This window comes from Mucilaginibacter sp. P1_D10, assembly GCF_056406215.1.
In genome coordinates this window covers 1-22,563 of sequence record NZ_JBFUAP010000012.1, presented here as the reverse complement: position 1 = coordinate 22,563, position 22,563 = coordinate 1, and the positions used below count along the sequence as shown (strand labels likewise).

General features: G+C 46.0%; 14 protein-coding genes. 10 read left to right on the top strand and 4 right to left on the bottom strand.

The window, feature by feature from the left end; all coding sequences use genetic code 11:
* Nucleotides 1-14: 14 nt before the first annotated feature.
* Genes AC1DYT_RS18870 through AC1DYT_RS18860 form a run of 3 tightly spaced genes read left to right on the top strand, consistent with a single transcriptional unit; the run spans nt 15 to nt 4,513 of the window.
* Complete coding sequence (locus tag AC1DYT_RS18870; RefSeq protein WP_477471083.1) at nt 15-1,988, top strand: RagB/SusD family nutrient uptake outer membrane protein; 1,974 nt, start codon at nt 15-17, stop codon at nt 1,986-1,988.
* Nucleotides 1,989-2,035: 47 nt separating this feature from the next.
* Entirely contained in the window at nt 2,036-3,232 is a 1,197-nt protein-coding gene (locus AC1DYT_RS18865) for a DUF5000 domain-containing lipoprotein (protein ID WP_477471082.1), read from the top strand.
* A 33-nt stretch (nt 3,233-3,265) separates the two neighbouring features.
* Entirely contained in the window at nt 3,266-4,513 is a 1,248-nt protein-coding gene (locus tag AC1DYT_RS18860) for a DUF4998 domain-containing protein (protein ID WP_477471081.1), read from the top strand.
* A gap of 329 nt (nt 4,514-4,842) precedes the next feature.
* Here the strand turns inward: AC1DYT_RS18860 and AC1DYT_RS18855 are convergent, their stop codons facing one another.
* Nucleotides 4,843-5,691, bottom strand: coding sequence for an AraC family transcriptional regulator (locus AC1DYT_RS18855; RefSeq protein ID WP_477458188.1), 849 nt, complete (start codon nt 5,689-5,691; stop codon nt 4,843-4,845).
* 851 nt (nt 5,692-6,542) lie between these two features.
* Here AC1DYT_RS18855 and AC1DYT_RS18850 point away from each other — a divergent pair.
* The 5 genes from AC1DYT_RS18850 (at nt 6,543) to AC1DYT_RS18830 (ending at nt 16,889) form a co-directional block, all read left to right on the top strand.
* Nucleotides 6,543-10,685, top strand: a complete 4,143-nt coding sequence (locus tag AC1DYT_RS18850; protein WP_477471080.1) for a hybrid sensor histidine kinase/response regulator transcription factor — start codon at nt 6,543-6,545, stop codon at nt 10,683-10,685.
* 124 nt (nt 10,686-10,809) lie between these two features.
* Nucleotides 10,810-11,946: a glycoside hydrolase family 43 protein gene (locus AC1DYT_RS18845; protein WP_477471079.1), complete on the top strand. Its 1,137-nt coding sequence runs from the start codon at nt 10,810-10,812 to the stop codon at nt 11,944-11,946.
* 282 nt (nt 11,947-12,228) lie between these two features.
* Nucleotides 12,229-14,202, top strand: coding sequence for an alpha-L-arabinofuranosidase C-terminal domain-containing protein (locus AC1DYT_RS18840; protein WP_477471078.1), 1,974 nt, complete (start codon nt 12,229-12,231; stop codon nt 14,200-14,202).
* Nucleotides 14,203-14,212: 10 nt separating this feature from the next.
* The gene (locus tag AC1DYT_RS18835) at nt 14,213-15,187 is read left to right on the top strand and encodes a family 43 glycosylhydrolase (RefSeq protein WP_477471077.1); all 975 of its coding nucleotides are present in this window, start codon (nt 14,213-14,215) and stop codon (nt 15,185-15,187) included.
* Nucleotides 15,188-15,191: 4 nt separating this feature from the next.
* On the top strand, nt 15,192-16,889 hold the full coding sequence (locus AC1DYT_RS18830; RefSeq protein WP_477471076.1) for a GH39 family glycosyl hydrolase: 1,698 nt from the start codon (nt 15,192-15,194) through the stop codon (nt 16,887-16,889).
* Between the two features lie 354 nt (nt 16,890-17,243).
* Here AC1DYT_RS18830 and AC1DYT_RS18825 read toward each other — a convergent pair whose 3' ends face one another.
* Nucleotides 17,244-17,609: a response regulator gene (locus AC1DYT_RS18825; RefSeq protein ID WP_477471075.1), complete on the bottom strand. Its 366-nt coding sequence runs from the start codon at nt 17,607-17,609 to the stop codon at nt 17,244-17,246.
* Nucleotides 17,610-17,648: 39 nt separating this feature from the next.
* Nucleotides 17,649-18,167, bottom strand: a complete 519-nt coding sequence (locus tag AC1DYT_RS18820; protein WP_477471074.1) for a cupin domain-containing protein — start codon at nt 18,165-18,167, stop codon at nt 17,649-17,651.
* A 92-nt stretch (nt 18,168-18,259) separates the two neighbouring features.
* On the opposite strand from AC1DYT_RS18820, the gene AC1DYT_RS18815 reads away from it, so the two are divergent.
* Nucleotides 18,260-20,197 carry a sensor histidine kinase gene (locus AC1DYT_RS18815; protein ID WP_477471073.1) on the top strand — a complete coding sequence of 646 codons (1,938 nt, stop codon included), beginning with the start codon at nt 18,260-18,262 and terminating at the stop codon, nt 20,195-20,197.
* A gap of 67 nt (nt 20,198-20,264) precedes the next feature.
* On the opposite strand, the gene AC1DYT_RS18810 is transcribed toward AC1DYT_RS18815, so the two are convergent.
* The gene (locus tag AC1DYT_RS18810; RefSeq protein ID WP_477471072.1) at nt 20,265-21,767 is read right to left on the bottom strand and encodes a hypothetical protein; all 1,503 of its coding nucleotides are present in this window, start codon (nt 21,765-21,767) and stop codon (nt 20,265-20,267) included.
* Between the two features lie 132 nt (nt 21,768-21,899).
* Here AC1DYT_RS18810 and yiaA point away from each other — a divergent pair, with 132 nt between their 5' ends.
* The gene (gene yiaA / locus AC1DYT_RS18805) at nt 21,900-22,367 is read left to right on the top strand and encodes an inner membrane protein YiaA (RefSeq protein ID WP_477458198.1); all 468 of its coding nucleotides are present in this window, start codon (nt 21,900-21,902) and stop codon (nt 22,365-22,367) included.
* Nucleotides 22,368-22,563 lie beyond the last annotated feature (196 nt).

The window sequence follows — 22,563 nt, the reverse complement described above, 5'->3', positions numbered from 1 at the left end:
TTCAAATTAATTATATGAAAACTAATTATATACAAAAAATAAAGCTCGCCGCATCAGGCAGCGCACCAAAGGGGGCAATCGCCTTGTTAATGGGCGCCTTTATATTGGTGCTGCCAGTTTCATCGTGCAAGAAACCCTTCCTGGATGTTGTGCCGGATAACGTTTCTACAATAGCCAATGCCTTTGTTTCTAAAGCCGAGGCCGAGAAATATTTGTTTACCTGTTACTCGTACCTGCCAACCGGGGCAGATCCAACTTATAACGTGGGCTTAACCGCTGGTGATGAAGTTTGGGTAGAAGACCCGGCGAACCACATACGCTCTACCAATGTGCTGCAGTTGCCAAGGGGTTTCCAAAACTCATCAGATCCTATTGCCAATTACATGAATGGTACCCGGGATGCAGCAGGGAACTACCGCGCCATACGCGATTGTAACGTTTTCCTGGAAAACGTAAGCGACCTTACCAAGGTGCGCGACCTGGATATAGATACGCGCGAGCGCTGGATAGCCGAGGCACAATTCTTAAAGGCCTTTTATCATTTTCAGTTATTCCGCGCCTATGGGCCTATCCCCATCATTGATAAAAACCTGGCTATAGATGCATCTATAGAAGATGTAAGGGTAAAACGCCGCCCCGTTGACGAGGTTGTGGCTTACATAGCAGGTTTATACGACCTGGCAGCTTCCAAACTGCCGCTGACTATCCAAAACGAAGGCAGCGACCTGGGCCGCTTAACCAAGCCAATTGCCTTAAGCATGAAAGCCAGGTTACTGGTAACTGCTGCAAGCCCGCTTTTCAACGGCAACCCGGATTATAATTCATTTAAGAATAAAGACGGAGAACTGCTGTTCAACTCAACTTACAGTGCCGAAAAATGGCAGGTTGCTGCAGACGCCTGCAAAGCTGCGATTGATGCATGCGAATCGCAGAACATCCATCTGTACAAGTTTCCCGCCCAAACAGTTAAACTAAGCGATACTACCATGACCCAAATGGGCATCAGGAACGCTATGAGCGAAAAATGGAACGACGAACTTATTTGGGGTTTAACGGTAAATAACATTGGGTTTAGCTCATTCTTCCAGTCGATGTGTGCCGGCCAGTATGATTTTAACAACGCTGATGCCGCAAAATCGGCCAACCGCCCGCTACTTGGCCCTACCATAAAAATGGCAAAAATGTTCTACACCAAAAATGGTGTGCCCATCAACGAAGATAAAACGCTTGATTTTAGTAATATATCTAAGCTGCGTGTTGGTAACCATGACGAGCGTTTTTATATAAAAGAAGGTGAGACTACCGCGAGGCTTAATTTTGACAGGGAGCCACGCTACTACGCGGATCTTGGTTTCGACCGTGGTGTTTGGTACATGGCCAATAGCCCAACAAAAACGGATGTTGACACCTGGTGGTTAAAATCGCGCGGTGCCGAAATTGGCCAGTCGTCGCCAATACCTATTGCTGGTTTCTACATGAAAAAGGCACTTAACTGGCACTACGAATGGGCAACCGTTACTTATTTAAATTATCCATGGCCTGAGATGCGTTTGGGCGACCTGTATCTGCTTTACGCAGAAGCATTGAACGAAGCACAAGGCCCCGGCGCCGCTGCTTACGATTACTTAAACCGTGTGAGAGAAAGGGCCGGCTTGCCTACCGTGCAGGTTTCATGGACAAACTTTAGCATCAACCCAACAAAGTACACTACTAAAGATGGTTTACGTGCGATTATACAGCGTGAGCGCGCCGTTGAGCTTTGCTTTGAAGGGCAGCGTTATTGGGATCTTTTGCGTTGGAAAACAGCAGGTGTTGAACTGAACAGCAACGTAACAGGTTGGTCGATAAGCGAAAATTCGCCGGAGTTGTATTACAGAGAACGTTCTATCTACTCCAGGCACTTCGTTATCCCGCGCGATTACTTATGGCCAATACAGGAGAACGATTTGCTTGTTAACCAGAACCTGGTACAAAACCCTAACTGGTAAGCGTATATAATTAAATGTTTAACAATAAAAACATTAACATGAAATCAATGAAATTACGAACTGCTTTTTGTATGTGGCTGTTAGCAGTAGTAGCATCGGGCTGCAAGCAGGAAACGCTTAACAAGCCGCTTACGAACAATACCAATGCCCCCGGCGTGGTTAGCAATGTGCAGGTGGAGAATAAAAACGGATTAGCGGTTTTAACCTACGCACTGCCAACTGATGGCGACCTGTTTTATGTAAGAGCGGTTTACGAAACCTCGCCCGGCAAATCGCGCGAGGTAATTGCATCCCGCTATTCCAATACCCTAACGGTAGATGGCTTTGGCGATACTGAAGAGCACGTGGTAAAACTATATGCCGTCAACTCCAGTGAAACAGCTTCGGCGCCGGTTAACGTTACAGTAAAACCCTTAACGCCGCCGTATGAGCTGGCATTTAATTCGCTTAAAGTAACAGCCACCTTTGGCGGGTTCAAAATTACGGCAGATAACCCAACAAAAGACAATTTAGCTATAGTGCCTTTGGTTGACACTGCCAATAACGGCCAGTTTGTACAATCTAAGGGTATGGATAATGTTTATAGCAACAGTGCAGCTATAGAAGCAACGGTACGAGGGCAGCCCCCTGTTGACAGGAAATATGGGTTTTTTGTGCGCGACAGGTTCCTGAACAGGTCTGATACCTTGTTTTTAAACCTTACTCCGTTTTTTGAGGAGCAGTTCTCGAAGCTCGATTGGTCGACTTATACGCTGCCGCAAGATGCCACAAACCTGTATTCATATACAAATGTGGGCAGGATGATTGATGGTGACGCCAACCCATACTGGCCAAATTGCCTTTTCACCATGGAGAGCGCAGGCAGCCCGCAAATGGTAACAGTAGATTTGGGTAAGCAGCGCATATTCAGCCGCTTTATACTTTATCCGTACCAGGAACTTGGTACTGTGTTTTATGTAAGGGGTAACCCGCGCGATTTTGAAATATGGGGCTCCAACTCGCCAAACCCTAATGGTAATTTAGATGCATCGTGGACAAAGTTGGTTACCTGTAACGTGGTGAAGCCATCAGGCGCTGCTTCTGGCACCGAAACAACAGCAGATTATAATTATGGGCATAACGGATGGGGCTTTGATTTCCCGGCAGGGCTTCCGGCGTATCGATACATCAGGATCAGGAATTTACGTAACTGGACCGGGTCGTACTTTATGAGTATAGCCGAGTTTACGTTATTCGGTAAGTAATAGTGTAGCGGCATTTTTAATTCAATTTCAATTATGAAACAATATAAAAACATACCATACTTCCTTTTAGTGCTGATTGTATTCGCGCTTAGCGCCTGCACTAAAATGGATGATTACAAAAAGAAGTACGAACCAAACGGCGCAATTTCGTACCCGGGCAAGTTGGATTCCGTACAGGTATTCTCCGGCAGGAACAGGGTGCTGCTAACCGGTCTATTTACATCCGATCCTAAGATCGTAAAATACAAAGTGTATTGGAACAGTAAGCAGGATTCGATAGAAACTGCGGTAACGCGTACCAATGGCGTAGATACCGCAAAACTGCTTATACCAAACCTGCCAGAAGGCGTTATGACTTTTGAGATACGCACTTATGACAACGAAGGGCATATATCCATCCCGGTAACGCTGGCCGGTAACGTGTATGGCGATCAGTACCAGGCTTCATTATCTAACAGGGGTATAGCCAAAGCCGAACTGCAGGGAGATGGCTCGGCACTGATTAACTGGGCAGATGTAAACGCTGATGACGGTTTGCTTTCTATGCAAATTAGGTACACTGATGTTAACAACAAGTTGCACGATACTTTAATAACATCGCAGGTTACCGGCCAAAGCACGTCGCTGCCAAAATTTAAGGCAGGTGCATCTATCAGTTACCGCAGCGCTTTTAAACCTAACAAAACTGCAATCGATATTTTTTATACCGATTTTCAGGACCATAGCGTAAAAGCCGAGGTAACCAGCATTTACTTGTCGAACACCGGGCCTTTTACAAGAGCGACACCTGGTGGCCGATGGGGCGTGCTTGGCGCGCCATGGATAACCAATGCTGCCGCAAAAAATAAAGACGGCGGTACCAACGGCGGCTTCTCTGCCGACGAAGGCGGCGTTATCAACTGGGAGACCTGGGGCAACACGCCTGTAGTAAACGGTATAGTTTACCAGCCAACATCGACCGCTTTACCTGCGGGCACTTACCAGGTTTCGTTCACCTACTATTCCGAAATACAATCTAACTCAACGGTGTACTGTATAGCAGCGGCGGGTGGCTCCGGCATACCGGTATTGGCCAATCTTACTTCATCATTAGGGTATGCCAGTATGTTTAACGGCGCAAACGTAGGCGCAACCTCTCCTAACGTTAAAGAAACAAAAACCTTTGAATTTGTATTGACCTCGCCGCAGGTGGTATCAATCGGGTTTTTAGGGAATGTTATTGGTAACGGTAACCCGGGGAGTTACTTCCAGGTACTTAATATCAAACTGTTCAGGAACTAGTAATTGAGTTTACCCAAATTGGCCGGAGGCATTTTTGTTACGATAACAAAAATGCCTCTGTTGCTAAAAGGGTGCCCGTTGATAGTTAAGAAAATAAATGCGTGGTTATAATTGGTAAGCTCCGGTGTATGAAATACCCGGGGCTTTTTTCTTTAATGGCAGCAAAGGGTATGCCCATATTTTAACCGCCATTACCAAAGTTGGAAATTCATGGAAAATCACAGATGAAACCCGTGCAAAAATTCTACAAAATAAAACCCGGAAAAAAAGAGCGGTTCAGCTTTACCTAAACCGCTCTTTTAAGCTTATTTGATGCATGGTAGGGGTTATTAGTTAACGTAGAATTTTTTTCTGAAGCTTGATGGCGATAAGCCTTTATACTTTAAAAACTGCCTGTTAAAATTGGCCGGGGTATTATAGCCGCTCTGGAAGAATATCTCGGAAATAGTCATGTCGCTTTCCATAAGCAGTTTGCATGCAAAGCTCAGCCTTACCTCGTTCAGGAACTCTATATAGGTTTTTTTAACCGTTTTCCTGAAGTGTTCGCAAAAGGCGGGGATGCTCATGCCGGCTATGTCTGATACTTCTTTTAATGTAATTACCCGCGCAAACTCGCTGTTGGTAAATTTAAATACCTTTTCCAGCCTGTCGGTTTTTTGGCAGGCGAGGGTGTGAATGTTGGCCGTTGAGAGGAGCTGGCAATCATTATCCTCTGCAATGATGTTAAGGCACGAGCACAAGGTTATAATGCGGTCGAATCCACGTTGAAATTCAAGTTCTTTGATTTTTGCTGATAATGTAGATGTACAGCAATCGCTTACTTTTATGCCGCTTTTAGCCTGCTCAAACAGATGCCTGATGTTAGATGTTTCGGGGAGCGAAATAAAGTCCCGTCCCCAAAAATCTGCTTTAAACTGCACCAGCACGGCGCAAGTTGTGCTAGCCGGATTTGTACAGGTAAATGTGTGCGGCACATTGGCCCCAATCAGGAAAACATCGCCCGCGGTAAACTTGCCCGAGTAGTTTCCAACAAAGCAGCTACCGCAACCTTCCAATATCAATACGATTTCTAACTCGGTATGATGATGCCATGGGATATCGAATTGCGCCGATTTAAAAGTTTTGGCAAAAAAGGTCGACTCGTGAGTAACGGGTAGTTTTTGTAAAGTTGAAGTCATAACATATCGTTTAAAATAGGTTGTACGGTACTATCTTCAATAATGGCTTTTAACCCCATGCCCTGCATTTTGAAGAATAGATTTATTATTGGTTTATTAGCAAACCCTTTAGCTGCATTTTGGTAACAACTTGTGGCTGCTTTATAGGCGTTTACTTATTCCGAAGATAATATTAATTTATTAATTGTAAAATAGACACTTAAAAAATTATCAAAAAAATTACTGTTTATTCTTCTGGACTTATTGCGGGCTTAACGGTAAATGCTCGGCTGCTTTTCATCTTTGATGCTTCGTTGTTCATTAGAGTTGGTTTATATTTAGGTATTTGGTTAAAATAAGAGCCAAAATGAAGATAATATCATAGATATTTAATCTTCATAAGCACTAATAAGCCAGTTGTCAGTCTTTTTAAATCTATGGCCCAATACTGTTAGCTGTTAACTGAATTTAAAAACGGCAGTTTAGTAAAGCGTAATTCTATATCTTTGGCAAACGAGACCGGCGGCCTATAATAAGTGTTGTTTTTACACTAAACAGTTGGTTTAATCAAACAAATGTAAATTAGGGCAGCGTTTGCATAGGGGGGTAATTATCTCTAATATGGGGGACAAATAATAAATGGGCATTTTTTTTTAATAAACGGGGTTTAAACGGCCGGTTTTTCAGGGCGAATCAAGGCCTTGAAGAATAGGAATTTATAAGGCCATTTATTGCTTCAGGGCGAGGGTTGCATATAAGCTGAAGAATTAAAAACGATACAACGAGTCAAAAACGGGTATATTTATTAATACCTCATCAATTAGTATAATAGTTTCCGTAAAAACCAGGCTCTTGCTTAACAAGCCTTTAATATGTATCTGAGTTATCGCGCGGTCGTCATTCTTCTGTTTACCATCTGCAGCCAATCGGCGCTTATGGCGCAACAGCAAATGACCAAGCTTTCCATTACCGACGGCCTGTCGAATAACTCGGTACGCTGCATTTATCAGGATAAGAAAGGCTTTATGTGGTTTGGTACTTTCGACGGGCTTAACCGTTACGATGGTTACGAGGTAAAGGTTTACAGGAATAAGTTCAGGGACACTGCGTCGTTGCAGCACAATTACATTTACGCCATAAGCGAGGATAATAAGCATCAAATTTGGGTAGGGACCGGCCAGGGCCTGATGGCACTAGACCCCGTTACCGATGATTTTCATTGGGCATATTACCGGGATTACCACTCTAAAAAGCTGTATAAGCTAACATTTAATATAGATGTAATTAAGGCAGATAGCGAGGGCAACCTTTTCATCGGCACTAACAGCTCGGGGGTATTCTTAAAGCCGCACGATAGCGATATCTGCATCCAACTGCCTGTGAAATATGGCATGAATACTCTAATGTATGTAGATTGCCCTACCATAGATATTGATAAGCATAACAAGGTTTGGCTCTTTTTATCGGAAATAGGCTTGTGTTATTACGATAGCAATGCTAAACAAATTGTATTGGCAAGTAACAGCGTTAAGTTGGCTGGCCGCATAAAAGCAGATAATGAAGGTATAGTTTGGATAGGGAGCACCCAGGGGCTGTTTAAGTATGCCGTGCAGCAAAAAAAGATTGTAGAGACCTATCGGGCGGGCGCAGGTCAGTTATCGGGCAATAACATTAGCTCATTGTTGCTCTCGCGTAATCATAACCTTTACATCGGTATTGAAGGCGGAGGGGTTACCATATTAAACCCTGCTTCGGGTAAATTTAGTTACATAAGGCAGGGCCAAAAAACAGGGCTGCTGCAGAGTAACGCAGTGATGGATATTTACCAGGATAAAGAATCGCGGATATGGATTGCGACCGTGCGCGCTGGCGTTTACATTATAGATCAGCAGAAGAGTTACTTTCAAACGTACCGGCACGAAACCGGCGACGTGCATAGCCTGGTTAATGATTACGTATCGTCTTTTTGCGAATACGATAAGCAACGGCTTTGGGTAGGCTCAGAAGATGGCGGCGTTTCTGTGATGGACAGGACAACGGGAAAGTTCCAAAACTTCGTCCATTCAAATAATTCCCCCGCCTCGCTTAGCAGCAACACGGTTACCTACATCGTAAAAGACTACCTTAATAAAATGTGGGTGGCCACTTTTGCGGGTGGCGTGAATCGTTTTAATGCGCAAAGCGGGGGGTTTGAGCATTTTGAATGCGAAAACCCGGAAACCGGTGAACGGAATAAGAATGTTTGGCTTTTATATGAAGACAGCCGCAAAAATCTCTGGGCCGGCACATTCTCCAACGGCAAGCTGTACAGGTTTAACAGAAAAGCGAATAAGTTTATTGTTTTTGATCAACAGGTAAATGACCCCTATTCGTTTGTAGAAGACCGCGCCGGCCAACTGTGGTGCGGCAATGCGGAGTATCTTATTAAGCTCGATACTGCAAAACATAACCATGTTTTTTATAAGATAGATAAGCCTGTACGCGCAATTTATGAAGATAAAAGCGGCAATTTTTGGTTAGGCACAGAAGGCGGAGGCTTGTGCTTGTTTAACAGGGCATCGGGCAAAATCGTAAGTAGGTACACCGATAGTGAGGGGCTATCTAACAATTCGGTTTTGAATATACTGGAAGATAACTCCGGCAAACTGTGGTTGAGTACCTTTAGGGGGATAACAAGCTTTGGCTACAAGGATTTTAAAATGAGGAGCTATTTCGAAAGCGATGGCCTGCAAAGCAATCAGTTCTCAGCTAATTCAGCCTTGAAGTTAAAATCGGGAGAGCTTGCTTTCGGCGGCATAAATGGTTTTAACCTATTTTACCCGGATAGCATTGCCACTCGTAATTATATGCCTCCCGTAGTGTTTACCAACATTACGGTAAATAATAAAAAGATTACCAGCCAAAATACAATTACCAATAACAACGGCACCCGAGAGGTGCAAGGTTTAAAAGTGCCGTATGATGAAGCAATACTTTCCTTCGCGTTTGCCGGGCTGGAGTATTCCTCGCCCGAGCATATTAAATACGCTTACTACCTGGAGGGCTTGGATAAAGACTGGATACAAGCTGGCAATCAAAGAATTATTACGTACAACAACATCCGCGAGGGCAACTACACCTTGCACATACGATCTACCAATGCTTTAGGTAAATGGAACGCACAGCAAACCACGCTGAAACTGATAATTACCCCACCCTGGTTCCGTGCCTGGTGGGCCTGGTTACTCTATACGGGTGCGCTGGTATGGGTAATGCTGGCTTTCATTAGTTACCGAACCAGCAAGGCCAGGCTGCAATACCAAATAAAGCTGGAGCGTATGAACAGTGAGAAAGAAGCTGAGCTAAGCCTGCGGAAAACATCCTTTTTTACGCATGTATCGCACGAGTTTCGTACCCCGCTTATGCTCATCATTAACCCATTGCAAGAGATACTTGCCCGGCCAGCTCAGCAAAAAGACGTAGAGCTGGGTATCATTTATCGTAATGCGCGGCGGCTGGTGAGCCTTATAGATCAGTTGCTGCTTTTCAACAAAACAGAAAACGACGGTACCGATCTGCAATTAAGCCTGATTGATTTTTCTGCGCTTTGCAGGCTCACTTACGAAAGTTTTGCTTACCAGGCCCGCAATAAGGGGATAACCTATCAATTATTTATTGACGAGGAGCATATCAACTTATATGGTGATAAGCCGAAAATTGAAGTTATCCTTTACAATTTGCTATCAAATGCGCTTCGTTACACCGATAGCGGCGGCACGGTCGCATTCAGGTTGTCACAATCGGAAGGGCTTATAAATATTGCGATAAGTGATACGGGATATGGTATTGCTCCCGAAACGGGCGAGCACCTTTTCGATAAGTTCTACAGGTCGGGTAATCCCCGGTCGAGCCAGAAAGCCGGATTCGGCATAGGGCTTTATCTGGTGCATCAATTTGTAAAGCTGCACAAAGCCGATATTAGTTACGAGAGCAAATTAGGGCAAGGGACCACCTTCTTTATTAATTTCAAAAAGGGGAAAGTGCATTTCCCTGGCCTCCAAATAAATGAGATTATCGAAAGCGGGAACGTTTTCCTGGATGAACTCTCCGGCGAGCAGGAACTTACCAATTACGCACTCCAGGCTAATGCGGACGCAATTACCGCCGCTGATGATACACAGGTGCCGGGCGACAACCCAGCCAGCCTGACAGAGCAGGCTGTTTTTTCTAAACGCACCATGCTGGTGATTGATGACCACCCCGACATGCGGATTTATCTTAAACAGATATTTAAAGGCCAATTCTCCATGCTGGAAGCCGCAGATGGTTTCGAGGGGATTTTGATGGCCAGGGAGCATGTGCCTGATATTATTATCAGCGATATTACCATGGATGGCAAAAGCGGCCTTGAGCTTTGCGAAGAGATAAAGGCCAATCCCTCGCTCGCCCATATCCCTTTAATTTTAATTACGGCCAATTCATCCCAGGAAATCAGGTTGAAAGGCATTAAACATGGGGCCGACGATTACTTTTCCAAGCCGCTGGATAAAGAACTGCTAATCGCGAGGATAGATGCCTTGCTGGATAGCCGCAACAGCCTCCAGAATTACTTTTACCGTAAGGTTACCCTTAAGGAGCAAAGCGTGAAGATATCCGAAGAGGAAAAACTATTTATCGACCGCTGCATCCTGGTTATCGAAAATCGGTTAGAAGATGATGATTTTGGCGTTGATGAACTGGCTGCCGATATTAACGTGAGCCGCTCTAACCTGTTCAAGAAAATAAAGCTCGTATCTAACCAAACGCCTAATAGTTTCATCCGGTTTGTGCGTTTAAGGCGTGCCGCCGAGTTGTTCATCAACACATCGTTGAATGTTAATGAAGTATCGGTAATTGTGGGCTTTAAAGATGTAAAGTATTTCAGGGAGCAGTTTTCCCAGCTTTTTGGCTTAAACCCGTCAGAATATATCAAAAAATACAGAGACCCTTTTTCGAAGAAGTTGTCGCTTAACCCGGCAATCAAAAGAAATAATTAAACCTGTGCGGTCCTTAAGATAGTTTCAGGTTTAGATAGGAAAATTGTAGTAATCTGCCGCTTAACCCCGTAAACTTGATGCTAGGGTTTGCACCTTGTTTAATGTTTTTAAGTTTCAATCTTCCATGAATAATTACAGGGTTTTCTTTTTGTCGCGGTTGTTTTTTGCCTGCTTTGGTTTCCTTGGGGCGCAGCAGGTTTATGCACAAAGTACGCCGCCTGCGGGCAAGGGTAAATTTATGCCCATTGCACAATGGTACGATGATAAAGGGGTGGCCATTAATGCCCACGGCGGAGGCATCCTTTTTAAGGATAACGTTTATTATTGGTTTGGCGAGCATAAGGTGGCAGGTAGCGCCGGCAATACATCTCAGGTTGGCGTGCATTGCTACTCATCAACCAATTTATACGATTGGAAAGATGAAGGTATTGCCTTGCCCATGTCTGATGATGAGCGGAGCGATATTGTAAAGGGCTGTGTTTTAGAACGCCCCAAGGTTATTTACAATGCCAAAACCAAAAAATATGTGATGTGGTTTCACCTCGAACTGAAGGGTAAGGGTTACAGTGCAGCTCGCACAGGCCTGGCAATTAGCGATAAGCCAACAGGCCCGTACCGGTATATCCGAAGCTACCGACCCAACGCAGGCAGAATGCCGTTTTACCCAAAAGGCACGCCAGACAGCGATAGGGTGAACGCTACAATTGTAAAAGAGCAAGACAAGTTTTTTATGCGCGATTTTGCCGGCGGCCAAATGGCCCGCGATATGACTTTATTTGTTGATGACGATGGTAAAGCCTACCACATTTTCTCGTCGGAAGAGAACTACACATTGCATGTGGCCGAATTAAACGCCGATTACACTGCGCATACGGGGAAGTTCTCAAGAGTTTACATTGGCCAGCAAACCGAGGCCCCCGCAATTTTTAAACGCAACGGCATTTATTATATGATAGGATCGGGCTGTACGGGCTGGGCGCCCAATGCGGCGCGCTTGTTTAGGTCAAAATCGATATTCGGCCCATGGGAATACCTGGGTAACCCATGCATTGGACCCAATAAGGGACTTACCTACGGCGGCCAAAGCACCTATGTTTTAAACGTTGACGGTAAAAAAGATGCGCTGATATTTATGGCCGATAAATGGGAGCCAAAGAACGCAATAGATGGCAGGTACATTTGGCTACCCATAAGGTTTACTGGCGATGGCGTAAAGGTGGTTTGGAAAGATAGCTGGGATGTGGGTGATTTAGGTGAATAATCAAAAGAGCAACCCCATATTTATTATAATGCATCCGTAACCAAATTGCATCCCGAGCCAAATCGAAAAAATTTGCGGGATAACAGCCGCAATATTTTAAGTGTTGATTATACAATTAATAAATTAATGTTATCTTCGGGAATCGATAAACACAATCAGAAGCCATGCAATATTTGTTACGCTGCTAAAATTTGTGTGAATTTGTTGAAGACAACCTTTTATAAACAGAACCCTCGGCTCTTCCCGGTTTTCGAGGCCTATTTTTTTTAAAGTATTATGAAAATGAAAAAACCACTGCTCATGCTGTGTGCTGCAGCTACTATGTTGGGTGCCAATGCCCAAACGCAGCCCAAAGTTTATACCATTACAACCGGCCAGGTAAAGGCACATATCGAGCCAACTATGTACGGCATTTTTTTCGAGGATATAAATCTGGCGGCAGATGGCGGGGTGTACGCCGAACTGGTAAAGAACCGCTCTTTCGAATTCGATTCGCATTTGGCTGGCTGGCAGCAGCAGCAAAAGGCCGGCGGCAAAGGCAGCATAGAAGTTTTGGACCGCACGGCCGAACGCCCCGAAAATGCACACGTTATTAAAATAGATGTAAGCGACAACGCAGGATATTTTGGTTTATCGAATGAAGGTTTCCGGGGCATGGGTATCAAGAAAGGCGAAACTTACAGCTTTTCGGTAACGGCTCGTAAACCAACCGCAAATGCTGTATCCTTATTGGTGGAGCTGCATAGCGCGAAAGGCATTGTTATCGGCACCGCCATCCTAAAGCCAACATCAACGGAATGGAAAAAATATAATGTAAAGTTTGTGGCAACCGCTACCGAAGATAAAGCATCCTTATATGTTTGGCTTAAAGGCAAAGGAACGGTTGAACTGGATATGATATCGCTGTTTCCGCAGCACACCTGGAAAAACCGCCCTGCCGGCCTGCGTGCGGATCTGGTGCAGAAGCTGGCCGATATGAAGCCGGGGTTCCTACGTTTCCCGGGTGGTTGTATTGTAGAGGGGCGCGATTTGGCTAACCGTTATCAATGGAAAAAAAGTATTGGCGATATAGATAAGCGCGAGAACCTGATAAACCGCTGGAACATGGAGTTTAAGCATCGCCCGGCGCCCGATTATTATCAAACTTTCGGCCTGGGCTTTATGGAATATTTTATGACGGCAGAGGATATTGGGGCAACGCCATTGCCAATTTTAAATTGCGGTATGGCCTGCCAGTACAATACGGGGCAGTTAGTGCCCTTGGATCAGTTGGACCCATACGTGCAGGATGCATTGGACCTTATTGAATTTGCCAATGGCGGGCCCGATACCAAATGGGGCAAGCTACGTGCCGACCTTGGCCACCCCAAACCTTTCAACCTGAAAGTATTGGGCGTAGGCAACGAGCAATGGGGCGAGCAATATATCGCCCGGTGGAAAATTTTTACCAAAGCCATAAAAGACAAGTACCCATATGTGAAAATTGTATCGAGCGTTGGCCCCAGCCCCGGTGGCGAAGAATTTAACCGCCTGGATAAATTCTTCAGGACCGAACATGCCGATATCTTAGATGAGCACTATTACCAAACGCCTAAGTGGTTTTTAGATAATGCAACCCGTTACGATAATTACGACCGTAAAGGGCCTAAAATATTCGCGGGAGAATATGCAGCGCAAAGCGTAGGCACTGGTAGCCCCGATAATAAGAATAATTGGGATTGTGCTTTAGCCGAGGCAGCTTTTATGACCGGCCTGGAACGCAATGCCGACGTAGTGAACATGGCATCATACGCACCGCTTTTTGCACATGTGGATGGCTGGCAATGGACACCGGACTTGATTTGGTTTGATAACCTGCGCTCCTACGGCACGCCAAACTATTATGTGCAGCAGCTCTTTTCGCTAAACAAAGGCAGCGATGTGGTGCCCTTGTTAAAAGACGGCGAAATGGTAACCGGCCAGGATGGATGTTACGCCACGGCCAGTATTGATAAAAGCACCAAAGAGCTCATCATTAAGTTTGTGAATAGCGGCGCAACGGCACAACCGGTGGTATTTAATATCGATGGTGCATCGGCCGGAAAAAAAACCGCAGTGGTTACTACCTTGCGTAGTGCCGATAAAGCGGCGGTAAACTCATTTAAGGCACCAAAACTGGTTAGCCCGGTTAAAAGTACCCTTGTGGTAAACGGCAAAGCGGTTAACGTTACCATAGAACCATACACTTTTAAAGTGATAAGGCTGAAATTGATTTAAGCAGAGGCTTTTGAAAAACAGCATCATCATTATTGCTTTCCTTATCCTGGGCCAAAAGCTTGCGGCTCAGGATTTGAAAACGGATATATCGGTACATGACCCTGTTATTATTAAACAGGATAGCGTTTACTATGTCTTCTGCACCGGCAATGGCATAACCAATTGGTCGTCGGTAGATAAAGTTCATTGGAAGCGCGAAAAGCCGGTGTTTGCTGCTGCGCCCGCCTGGGTGAAAGATTTTTTACCCGAATTTAGAAATTACATCTGGGCGCCTGATATATCGTATTATAAAGGGCAGTACTATCTGTTCTATAGCGTTTCGGCATTTGGTAAAAACAAGTCGGCCATTGGTATGGCAACCAACACCACGCTGCACGCAAGCAGTGCCGATTACAAATGGGTAGATCATGGGCAAATCATCCGGTCGGTACCCGGGCAAACCAATTGGAATGCTATAGACCCAAACCTGGTAGACGATGGCCAAGGCAACCCCTATTTGGTATTCGGGTCGTTTTGGGATGGCATTAAACTGGTAAAGCTGCAAAAGGACAGGTTAAGCCTTGCCGGAGACATAGCTACTATACCAACCATTGCCAGCCGAAAGCGCAGCGCGAATGCCATAGAGGCGCCATTTATATTTAAGCACGATAAATACTACTACCTGTTTGCATCGATAGATTATTGCTGCCAGGGGCCTAAAAGCACTTACAAAATGATTATCGGCCGTGCCGAAAATATCAGAGGGCCTTACCTTGATAAGGATGGCGTGGCCATGAGCGATGGCGGCGGCAGCATCTTATTGGAAGGCGATAAAGATTGGTACGGCGTGGGCCACAACGGCGTCGCCACATTTGATGGTGCCGATTACATCATTTTTCACGGCTATGATGCTGCCGACAGGGCTATACCCAAATTGCGGCTGGCCAGGTTAAACTGGGTAAGCAACTGGCCCGATATAAACAAGAACGATTTGACTAAACAATAGGAATATGATGGCACGAACTTATTACAAGCTGAAAACTATATGGTTGATGCTGATGCTTGCAATGGGGCCGGCTATTGCACTGGCTCAGCATACGGCGGTGGTAACCGTTAACCTGGCTAAGGAGAAAGCGCCTATGACTCCCGTTTGGGCATGGTTTGGCTACGATGAGCCAAACTACACCTATATGAAGGATGGCAAAAAGCTATTGACCGAACTGGCCGCGCTAAGCCCCACGCCTGTTTACGTGCGTACGCATAGCTTGCTGGTAACCGGCGATGGCGTAGCCGCTTTAAAATGGGGATCTACCAACGCCTATACCGAAGACGCCAACGGCAACCCCGTTTACGACTGGCACCTGGTAGATAGCATTTTTGATGCCTACGTTAACCGCGGTATGAAACCCCTGGCGCAAATTGGATTTATGCCGCAGGCCTTATCTACCCACCCGTATCCTTACCGCCACCACTGGAAGCCTGGCGATCCTTACGACGATATCATGACAGGGTGGGCATATCCACCAAAAGACTACAATAAATGGCGCGAGCTGATTTACCAATGGGTGAAGCATAGCGTTGCACGATACGGGCAAAAAGAGGTGGAAAGCTGGTACTGGGAAGTTTGGAACGAACCCAACTATTACTGGAAAGGCACCCAAAAGGAATTTTTTAAGTTATATGATTATGCCGCCGACGGGTTGAAAAAAGCCCTGCCAACTGCCAAAATAGGCGGGCTTGATATTGCGGGTACATCAAGCAAGGGTTCGCAGGCTTTCCTTAACGCGTTTATAAAGCATTGCATTACCGACACCAACTACGCAACCGGCCAAATAGGCTCGCCATTGGAATTGATTACCTTTCATGCAAAGGGTCAGCCAAGGCTTATTAAAGGCATGGTACAAATGAATGCGGCACCGCAGTTGAATGATATTGCAACAGGGTTCGGCATTGTGGCTTCGTACCCGGAAACCAGGAACCTTCCTGTTATTATAGGCGAATCGGACCCTGAGGGATGCGCCGCCTGCGGCATGGCCACCAACCCCTCAAACGCTTACCGTAACGGCACCATGTATTCAAGCTATACGGCGGCAACCTTTGCGCGCAAGTATGAGTTAGGCGATAAGTACGGAACCAATTTCACAGGAGCGGTTTCCTGGTCGTTCGAGTTTGAGGATCAGCCCTGGTTTTATGGCTTCCGCGATCTGGCCACAAACGGGGTAGACAAGCCGGTGCTCAACGTGTTCCGCATGTTCGGCAAAATGAGGGGAAACAGGGTAGAAGCTATCAGCAACCGCATGTATTCCTTAAAAACGGTGATGGACTCCAGCGTTCGCGGCGAGCTGACGGACATTGGCGTACTGGCATCAAAAGATAAGAAATCGGCGGCGGTGATGGTATGGAACTATCATGACGACGATAAAGCGGGCCCTGCCGAACAGGTAGCCCTGACTGTCAACGGCATACCATCGGCAAAGGTTTTATTGACGCACTACCGGATAGATAGCGAACACAGCAATTCGTACGAAGTGTGGAAAAAGATGGGCTCGCCACAAAACCCAACCAGTGCACAAATTGCCGAATTGGAAAAGGCTGGCGGGCTGCAAACACTAGGTAAACCACAAAAATTGAAGACGCAGAAAAATACTTTGCTGGTAAACTTCGGCCTGCCGAGGCAGGGTGTTTCGCTGCTGCTGATAAGCTGGTAATCGGTGCTTAAAAATTCCAGGTTTTTGTCCAGTTTTTATTTTATAAAAATTCAAAAAAAATCAGGGAATCGGGCTTGGCCCGGGATGGCTTGCACGACGGTTTTTCAGTGCTCTGAGGGCTCTAAATTGCCCAAAATACCCGAGAAAATCCGAGTTTTTCGGAGGTTTTTCGGTGTTTTTTATGGCTTTTTCCTGCGCGTAATAAAAAGGCCTTAATTTAAGCAGAAACGGCATTTTTGAGCAAAAGGCCCGATTTTTGGCTGAAAAAATTTCCAGCTTTTTCCAGCTTTTCGACAGATTTTAGCTTAGGATTTCCAGGAAATTCCAGCCTTGCTGAATGCCAATATCGTGCCTTTAAGACTTAATGTGGTTAGCGACTGTCGTGAGGAGTTCGGGTATATCAAAGGGCTTGCAAATAAAGCCGTTGGCGCCGCAGCGTTCTGCGGTGGCCTCCAGGTTACGTGTTCCGGAAATCAGGATTACCGGGATATTTGCAGTAGCAGGGTTTTGTTTCAGTTGGTAGCAGATGTCGTGCCCGGTTTTATCGCCGCTTAACCAGTTATCCATCAGCAACAAACCGGGCGGTTGTTTCTCAATGCCATACAGCATGGTAATATCCTTGCCGGCACTCACCTCATAACCTGCTTCCGTTAAAGCCGTGGCTATGATTTCCAGTGTATCAGCATCATCTTCTATCACCAAAACCGTGGATTTTAACATAACTCGATTAAACGCACAAATTATAAAATTGAGTGGATATCAGCAAAGTTCATATTGGAGAATAGCGGTTACCTGCGGCGTAAGCAGGCGCACATCGTGCGGCACATGCAAAGGGATGGGCAGGTAATCGCCTGCCGCTAATTCGAATACCCGGCCACCTATAGTACAGGCGCAACGGCCCTCCAGTATAAAAAAACTTTCAGCGTAAGATTCGTGCACCTCTTCGGGTACATCAACCCTCGAAACTACAAGTGATTGCACATATCGTTCGTCACGGCGGATTTCCTTGAAAAAAATGGATTCCACAGGTTCGTTGGGTAACAGTGGCTCTATGGCTTTCAGCCAGCTTAGGTAGTTAGAATGCCGGGATGTTGGCGGTAAATTGCCTAATTGCAATTCTTCGCCGGCAAACCCAAGTTGGGCAAGCACTTTGTCTTTGAGATTTAGAGGGGCTTTTACAGCACGCAAACCGAGCAGTTTTTCCAGCACCAATTCGGCATCCGCCTGCTCCGCAGGCAAATCATCTCCAAATAAACCAAATGCCCTGGTACCGTCCATGCTTGTAAAGGTAACAATTAAACAGCTAGCTTGTATAAGCGGGCAGCAATGCAAGTTAATCGCTATATTTATCCGTTTTTTCCGCTAGTCCTATGATGAACAAATTCCACCGTAACCTCCGCTTGGGGTATGGTTTTTCTATATTTATACTACTGGTGGTTGGCCTGGTATCGTGGCTTACGCTGAACAGTTTGCTTAAAAGCAATCGCGCCGTAGCCCACAGCGGCGAGGTGATGCAGAAGCTGGAGCAATTGCTATCTACCATGAAGGATGCCGAAACGGGCCAGCGCGGCTACCTGCTAACCGGGCAAGCTAAATTCCTGGAACCCTATAACGGGGCTTACAAACAAGCCGGCGACCTTGGCCGGCAACTACAGGTACTTACTGCAGATAATGCCAGGCAGCAAGCCAATGTGGCTGCCATCCGTAGTATTTTGCAGCAACGCCTCGATATCCTTCAGGAAGTCATCGATAAAAAACAACGCGGCCAGGCCATTGCGTCCTCAGACCTCAATGAAGGCAAGGCAGCCATGGATAGTTTCCGCGCGGCTATCGCTAAAGCAGAACAAGCGGAGCGCGGATTGCTCACAGAAAGGGCCTCCAGTTTAGAACACTATAGTAGCCTGGCCCCGGCTATTATCGTACTTGCGCTGTTGTTGGCCCTGGGTATCGCTGCTTACTCTTACCGCAAGGTAACCCGCGATTACCGCGACAAAGAAAAATTGCGCCGTGAACTGGTACAAAGCGAAGAAGAAACCCAGGCACTAAACGAAGAGCTGACGGCCGCCAACGAGGAGATTATGGCGACCAACGAAGAACTGGCAAATGTCAACGAAACGCTGGAACAGCGGGTGGCCGAACGCACCAGGGCTTTGCAGGATAGCGAACAGGAAACCCAGGCCCTGAACGAAGAACTGTTATCTATCAATGAAGAGATGATAGCGACTAACGAGGAACTGCACGCGGCCAACGATGAATTGCGGCAGGCCGATGAACGCAGCGCCAAGCTGGCCGCAATAGTAGAATCTTCTGACGATGCCATTATAGGCAAAGACCTCGACGGTGTGGTGACGGCCTGGAACCGGGGTGCCGAAACCATCTTCGGGTATAAGGAAGCGGACATGGTGGGGCATTCCATCTTGAAATTAATACCCGGGCACCTGCACCATGAGGAACCGCTAATCTTAAACAGGTTGCGCAATGGCGAAAAAATAGATCATTACGAAACCGTGCGCCAAACCGCCGACGGCCGGCAAATCAACGTATCGCTTACTATTTCGCCTATTCGCGATAAAGCAGGCAAGGTGATAGGTGTATCAAAAATAGCCCGCGATATTACCGAGCAAAAACGCGACGAAGAACGCAAGAACGACTTTATAGGTATGGCCAGCCATGAGCTCAAAACGCCACTGACTAGCTTAACGGCGCTGGTACAGGTGATGCAGCTGAAATATAAAGACCATAGTGATCCGTTCTTGCTGCAGGCCCTGGGTAAGGCTAGCCAGCAAGCCAAGAAGATGAGCAATTTGATCAATGGCTTCCTGAACGTATCGCGCCTGGAATCGGGCAAGTTGGAAATCAGCAAAATGGGGTTCGACCTGGCTGCCCTCATTGGCGAGCAACTCGAAGAAATGCGGCTGACGGTAAGCACGCATCAGTTCCATTTCGAAGCAGATGCGGAGTTGACGGTTAATGCCGACCGTGATAAAATAGGTTCGGTTATCTCCAACCTTTTATCCAATGCCGTGAAATATTCGCCCAAGGGTAAAAATGTCATTATCCGGGCAGAAAAGCAGGCGGACGTGATACAGGTGAGCGTACAAGACGAAGGGATGGGCATCCGTAAGCAAGATTTGCCGCATATTTTTGACCGCTATTACCGCGTCGGCACCGAACATACAAAGCATATCGCCGGTTTTGGCGTAGGGTTGTATATCTGTGCGGAGATTATCCAGCACCATGATGGCCGCATATGGGCCGACAGCGAAAAAGGGGTTGGCTCTACCTTTCAGTTTACCTTACCTGTTTGATAGGGAAAGGCACCCCCGGGATAGCGCTGGCCAATCAGGACAATAATGTCGAATAATGAACGTGGTCTTATTGCGCATAGGTGTCATCTTGTATAAGCGTCAGCACTACTTTATAAGCTGATTTTTTCTCCCAGCGCGCTATCAGCCAGGCAATAAAACTCAAGGTGAAGATGTCGTCATTTTCAGACGTGCCCGCCATGTTTAAAACCGTCTTCCTATACGCCGTATCAAAGACTACATCGGGTTTTAGCAGGTATTTTTCAACCAGCCTTAGAAAGAACAGCACGCGATCTTCCGACGTTTTCAGCAGGTACTTCTTATATCGGCGCCGGAAACTGTTTAGCCGGGACATGGCCAGCTCGATGTTGGAGAACTGTGCATGCACCAAAATTTCCATCAGATTCTTTCTAATGGTCCATAACATGCCCATTTTTTTTTCGTACCAGGCATCGGTGCGCGTCAGTAAAGTAAGCTGCTTCAAACTTCCCCGGTCATTGCACAGGGCCAAAAACATGGTCAGGCATATCCGTATATCCTCTATATCTTCCGGTTTAGAACGATGCTTTGTATTGGAAAGCACTTGCTGCAACAGCGTAATGGCATCATTGGCATAGCCTGTATAGAATAGGTTGAGCGCAGAAAGCAGAGATTGGCGCAAATAAAACAGTTCGTAATAGCGGCTATCCGTCGCCATTAAATCCATCATCTCCTTGAGGTAGGATGTACTCCCCGCAAAATTCTTTCGCCTAAGGTGAAAGTTCGCCAGAAAATACAAGATGGATATATGGTGAAAAAGATAGGATTGTGTTTTATGCGCCTGGCCTTGTATAAATTTATCCGTGCGATTGACATAGCGTTCTATCAGCGCATAATTCTGCTGTATTGCCGCGTATTCATTCGCGATGAAAAGGATCTGGTAAATGGACTTGTACGTCATCAAGTCCTCTGCGGAAATTTTGTACTTCCGTATCGTCGTTATCATCAGGGCCGTCAAATTAACCACCTTACCTTTCAGGTGTATCTCCTGTAGTTCCTTCCTCAAAAAGGCATAGGCCATATTTAGCTTAGCCTCCCGCTGCATATCCGCCTGATTCTGCAGGAAACGCGCAGTTAAAGCTTCGAAGTCTTCCGCACCAGTTAGGTGGGCATACTGCAGCTTCAACAGTAATAGCTCATTCAACAAATTAAACTGCTCTAAATGTTCGGCCATCCGTTCGGCTTTATCCAAACATTTGAAGGCTATCTTCACCACGTCGTTCTCTAACAAAAAACGCCCCACCACAACCAGCCGCAGCGCATCATAAGTATCGGAATGATTGCTCTCAAAGGTTTTCTGCGATAAGAATAGCAGTAAATTATCCTGCAGCCTTTTACGAAGTGCATGATATGCGTCATTATTTTTTTCCGGGTCGTAGAGTTTACTTAAGTTACTTATATCGTCAGTTTCTATCAAATCAAGTAAAGCCAAATTCTTAACGTCTGCCCTCTTGTTTTTCCGCTGTAAAAACTGCCTGAATAGCTTTTTGTCGGTATTGTTGAGCAGGCTGGTTAGCTCTTGAATGGAGTCCATATAGATATAATTGCGTAAATAAAGATACGATAATTACAAATTATATCGTCAGTAATTATCGTATTATAACTTTTTCAAGTGTGTTTTATAGCCCACATTTGCTTCCATATTAATTATTAAAACAAAACAAACATGGAACCGCTACAAAACAAAACAGAAGGAAATTTGCCCATTGCAAAATATGGCGAAAACATCAGAAACCCATTTAAACCCACCGCCGCATTTATAGGCGCATCCTGGTTGGCCTTATTGGTAGGCATGGCGGGATATCTCATCGGTTTATGGAATGCAACTATGGATTTGAACGAAAAAGGCTATTATTTCACCATCTTATTATTTGGCATGTTCGCGGTAATATCCGTGCAGAAAAGCGTAAGGGACAGGGCCGAAGGACTTGCCGTTACCGATCTTTACTACGGCTTGAGTTGGTTTGCCACCATTGCGGCAATGGTACTATTAACGATTGGCCTTTGGAATGCCGATTTAGCAAGAAGCGAAAAAGGATTTTACGCCATGGCATTCTGCCTGTGTATGTTTTCGGCCATTGCCGTACAAAAGAATACCCGCGACGCAAAGATGTTCGGCGATAAAGACCTGTAACGTAGCGGTTGCCGCCCCGCAGCGCCTTGCTTTGCAAGCCTGCGGGGTTTTTTGTGTGCGCCCGGCACGGGCGCAAGCTATAGGGTGAGAGTCCCGAACGCGCCTTGATAGTGGGAAGCGTTAACCAAAAGCAAGGGTGTCGTGGGTGACTGCGAATCTGAAGGAAGCTGGCGGTAAATCTCTGGCCTGACGAACA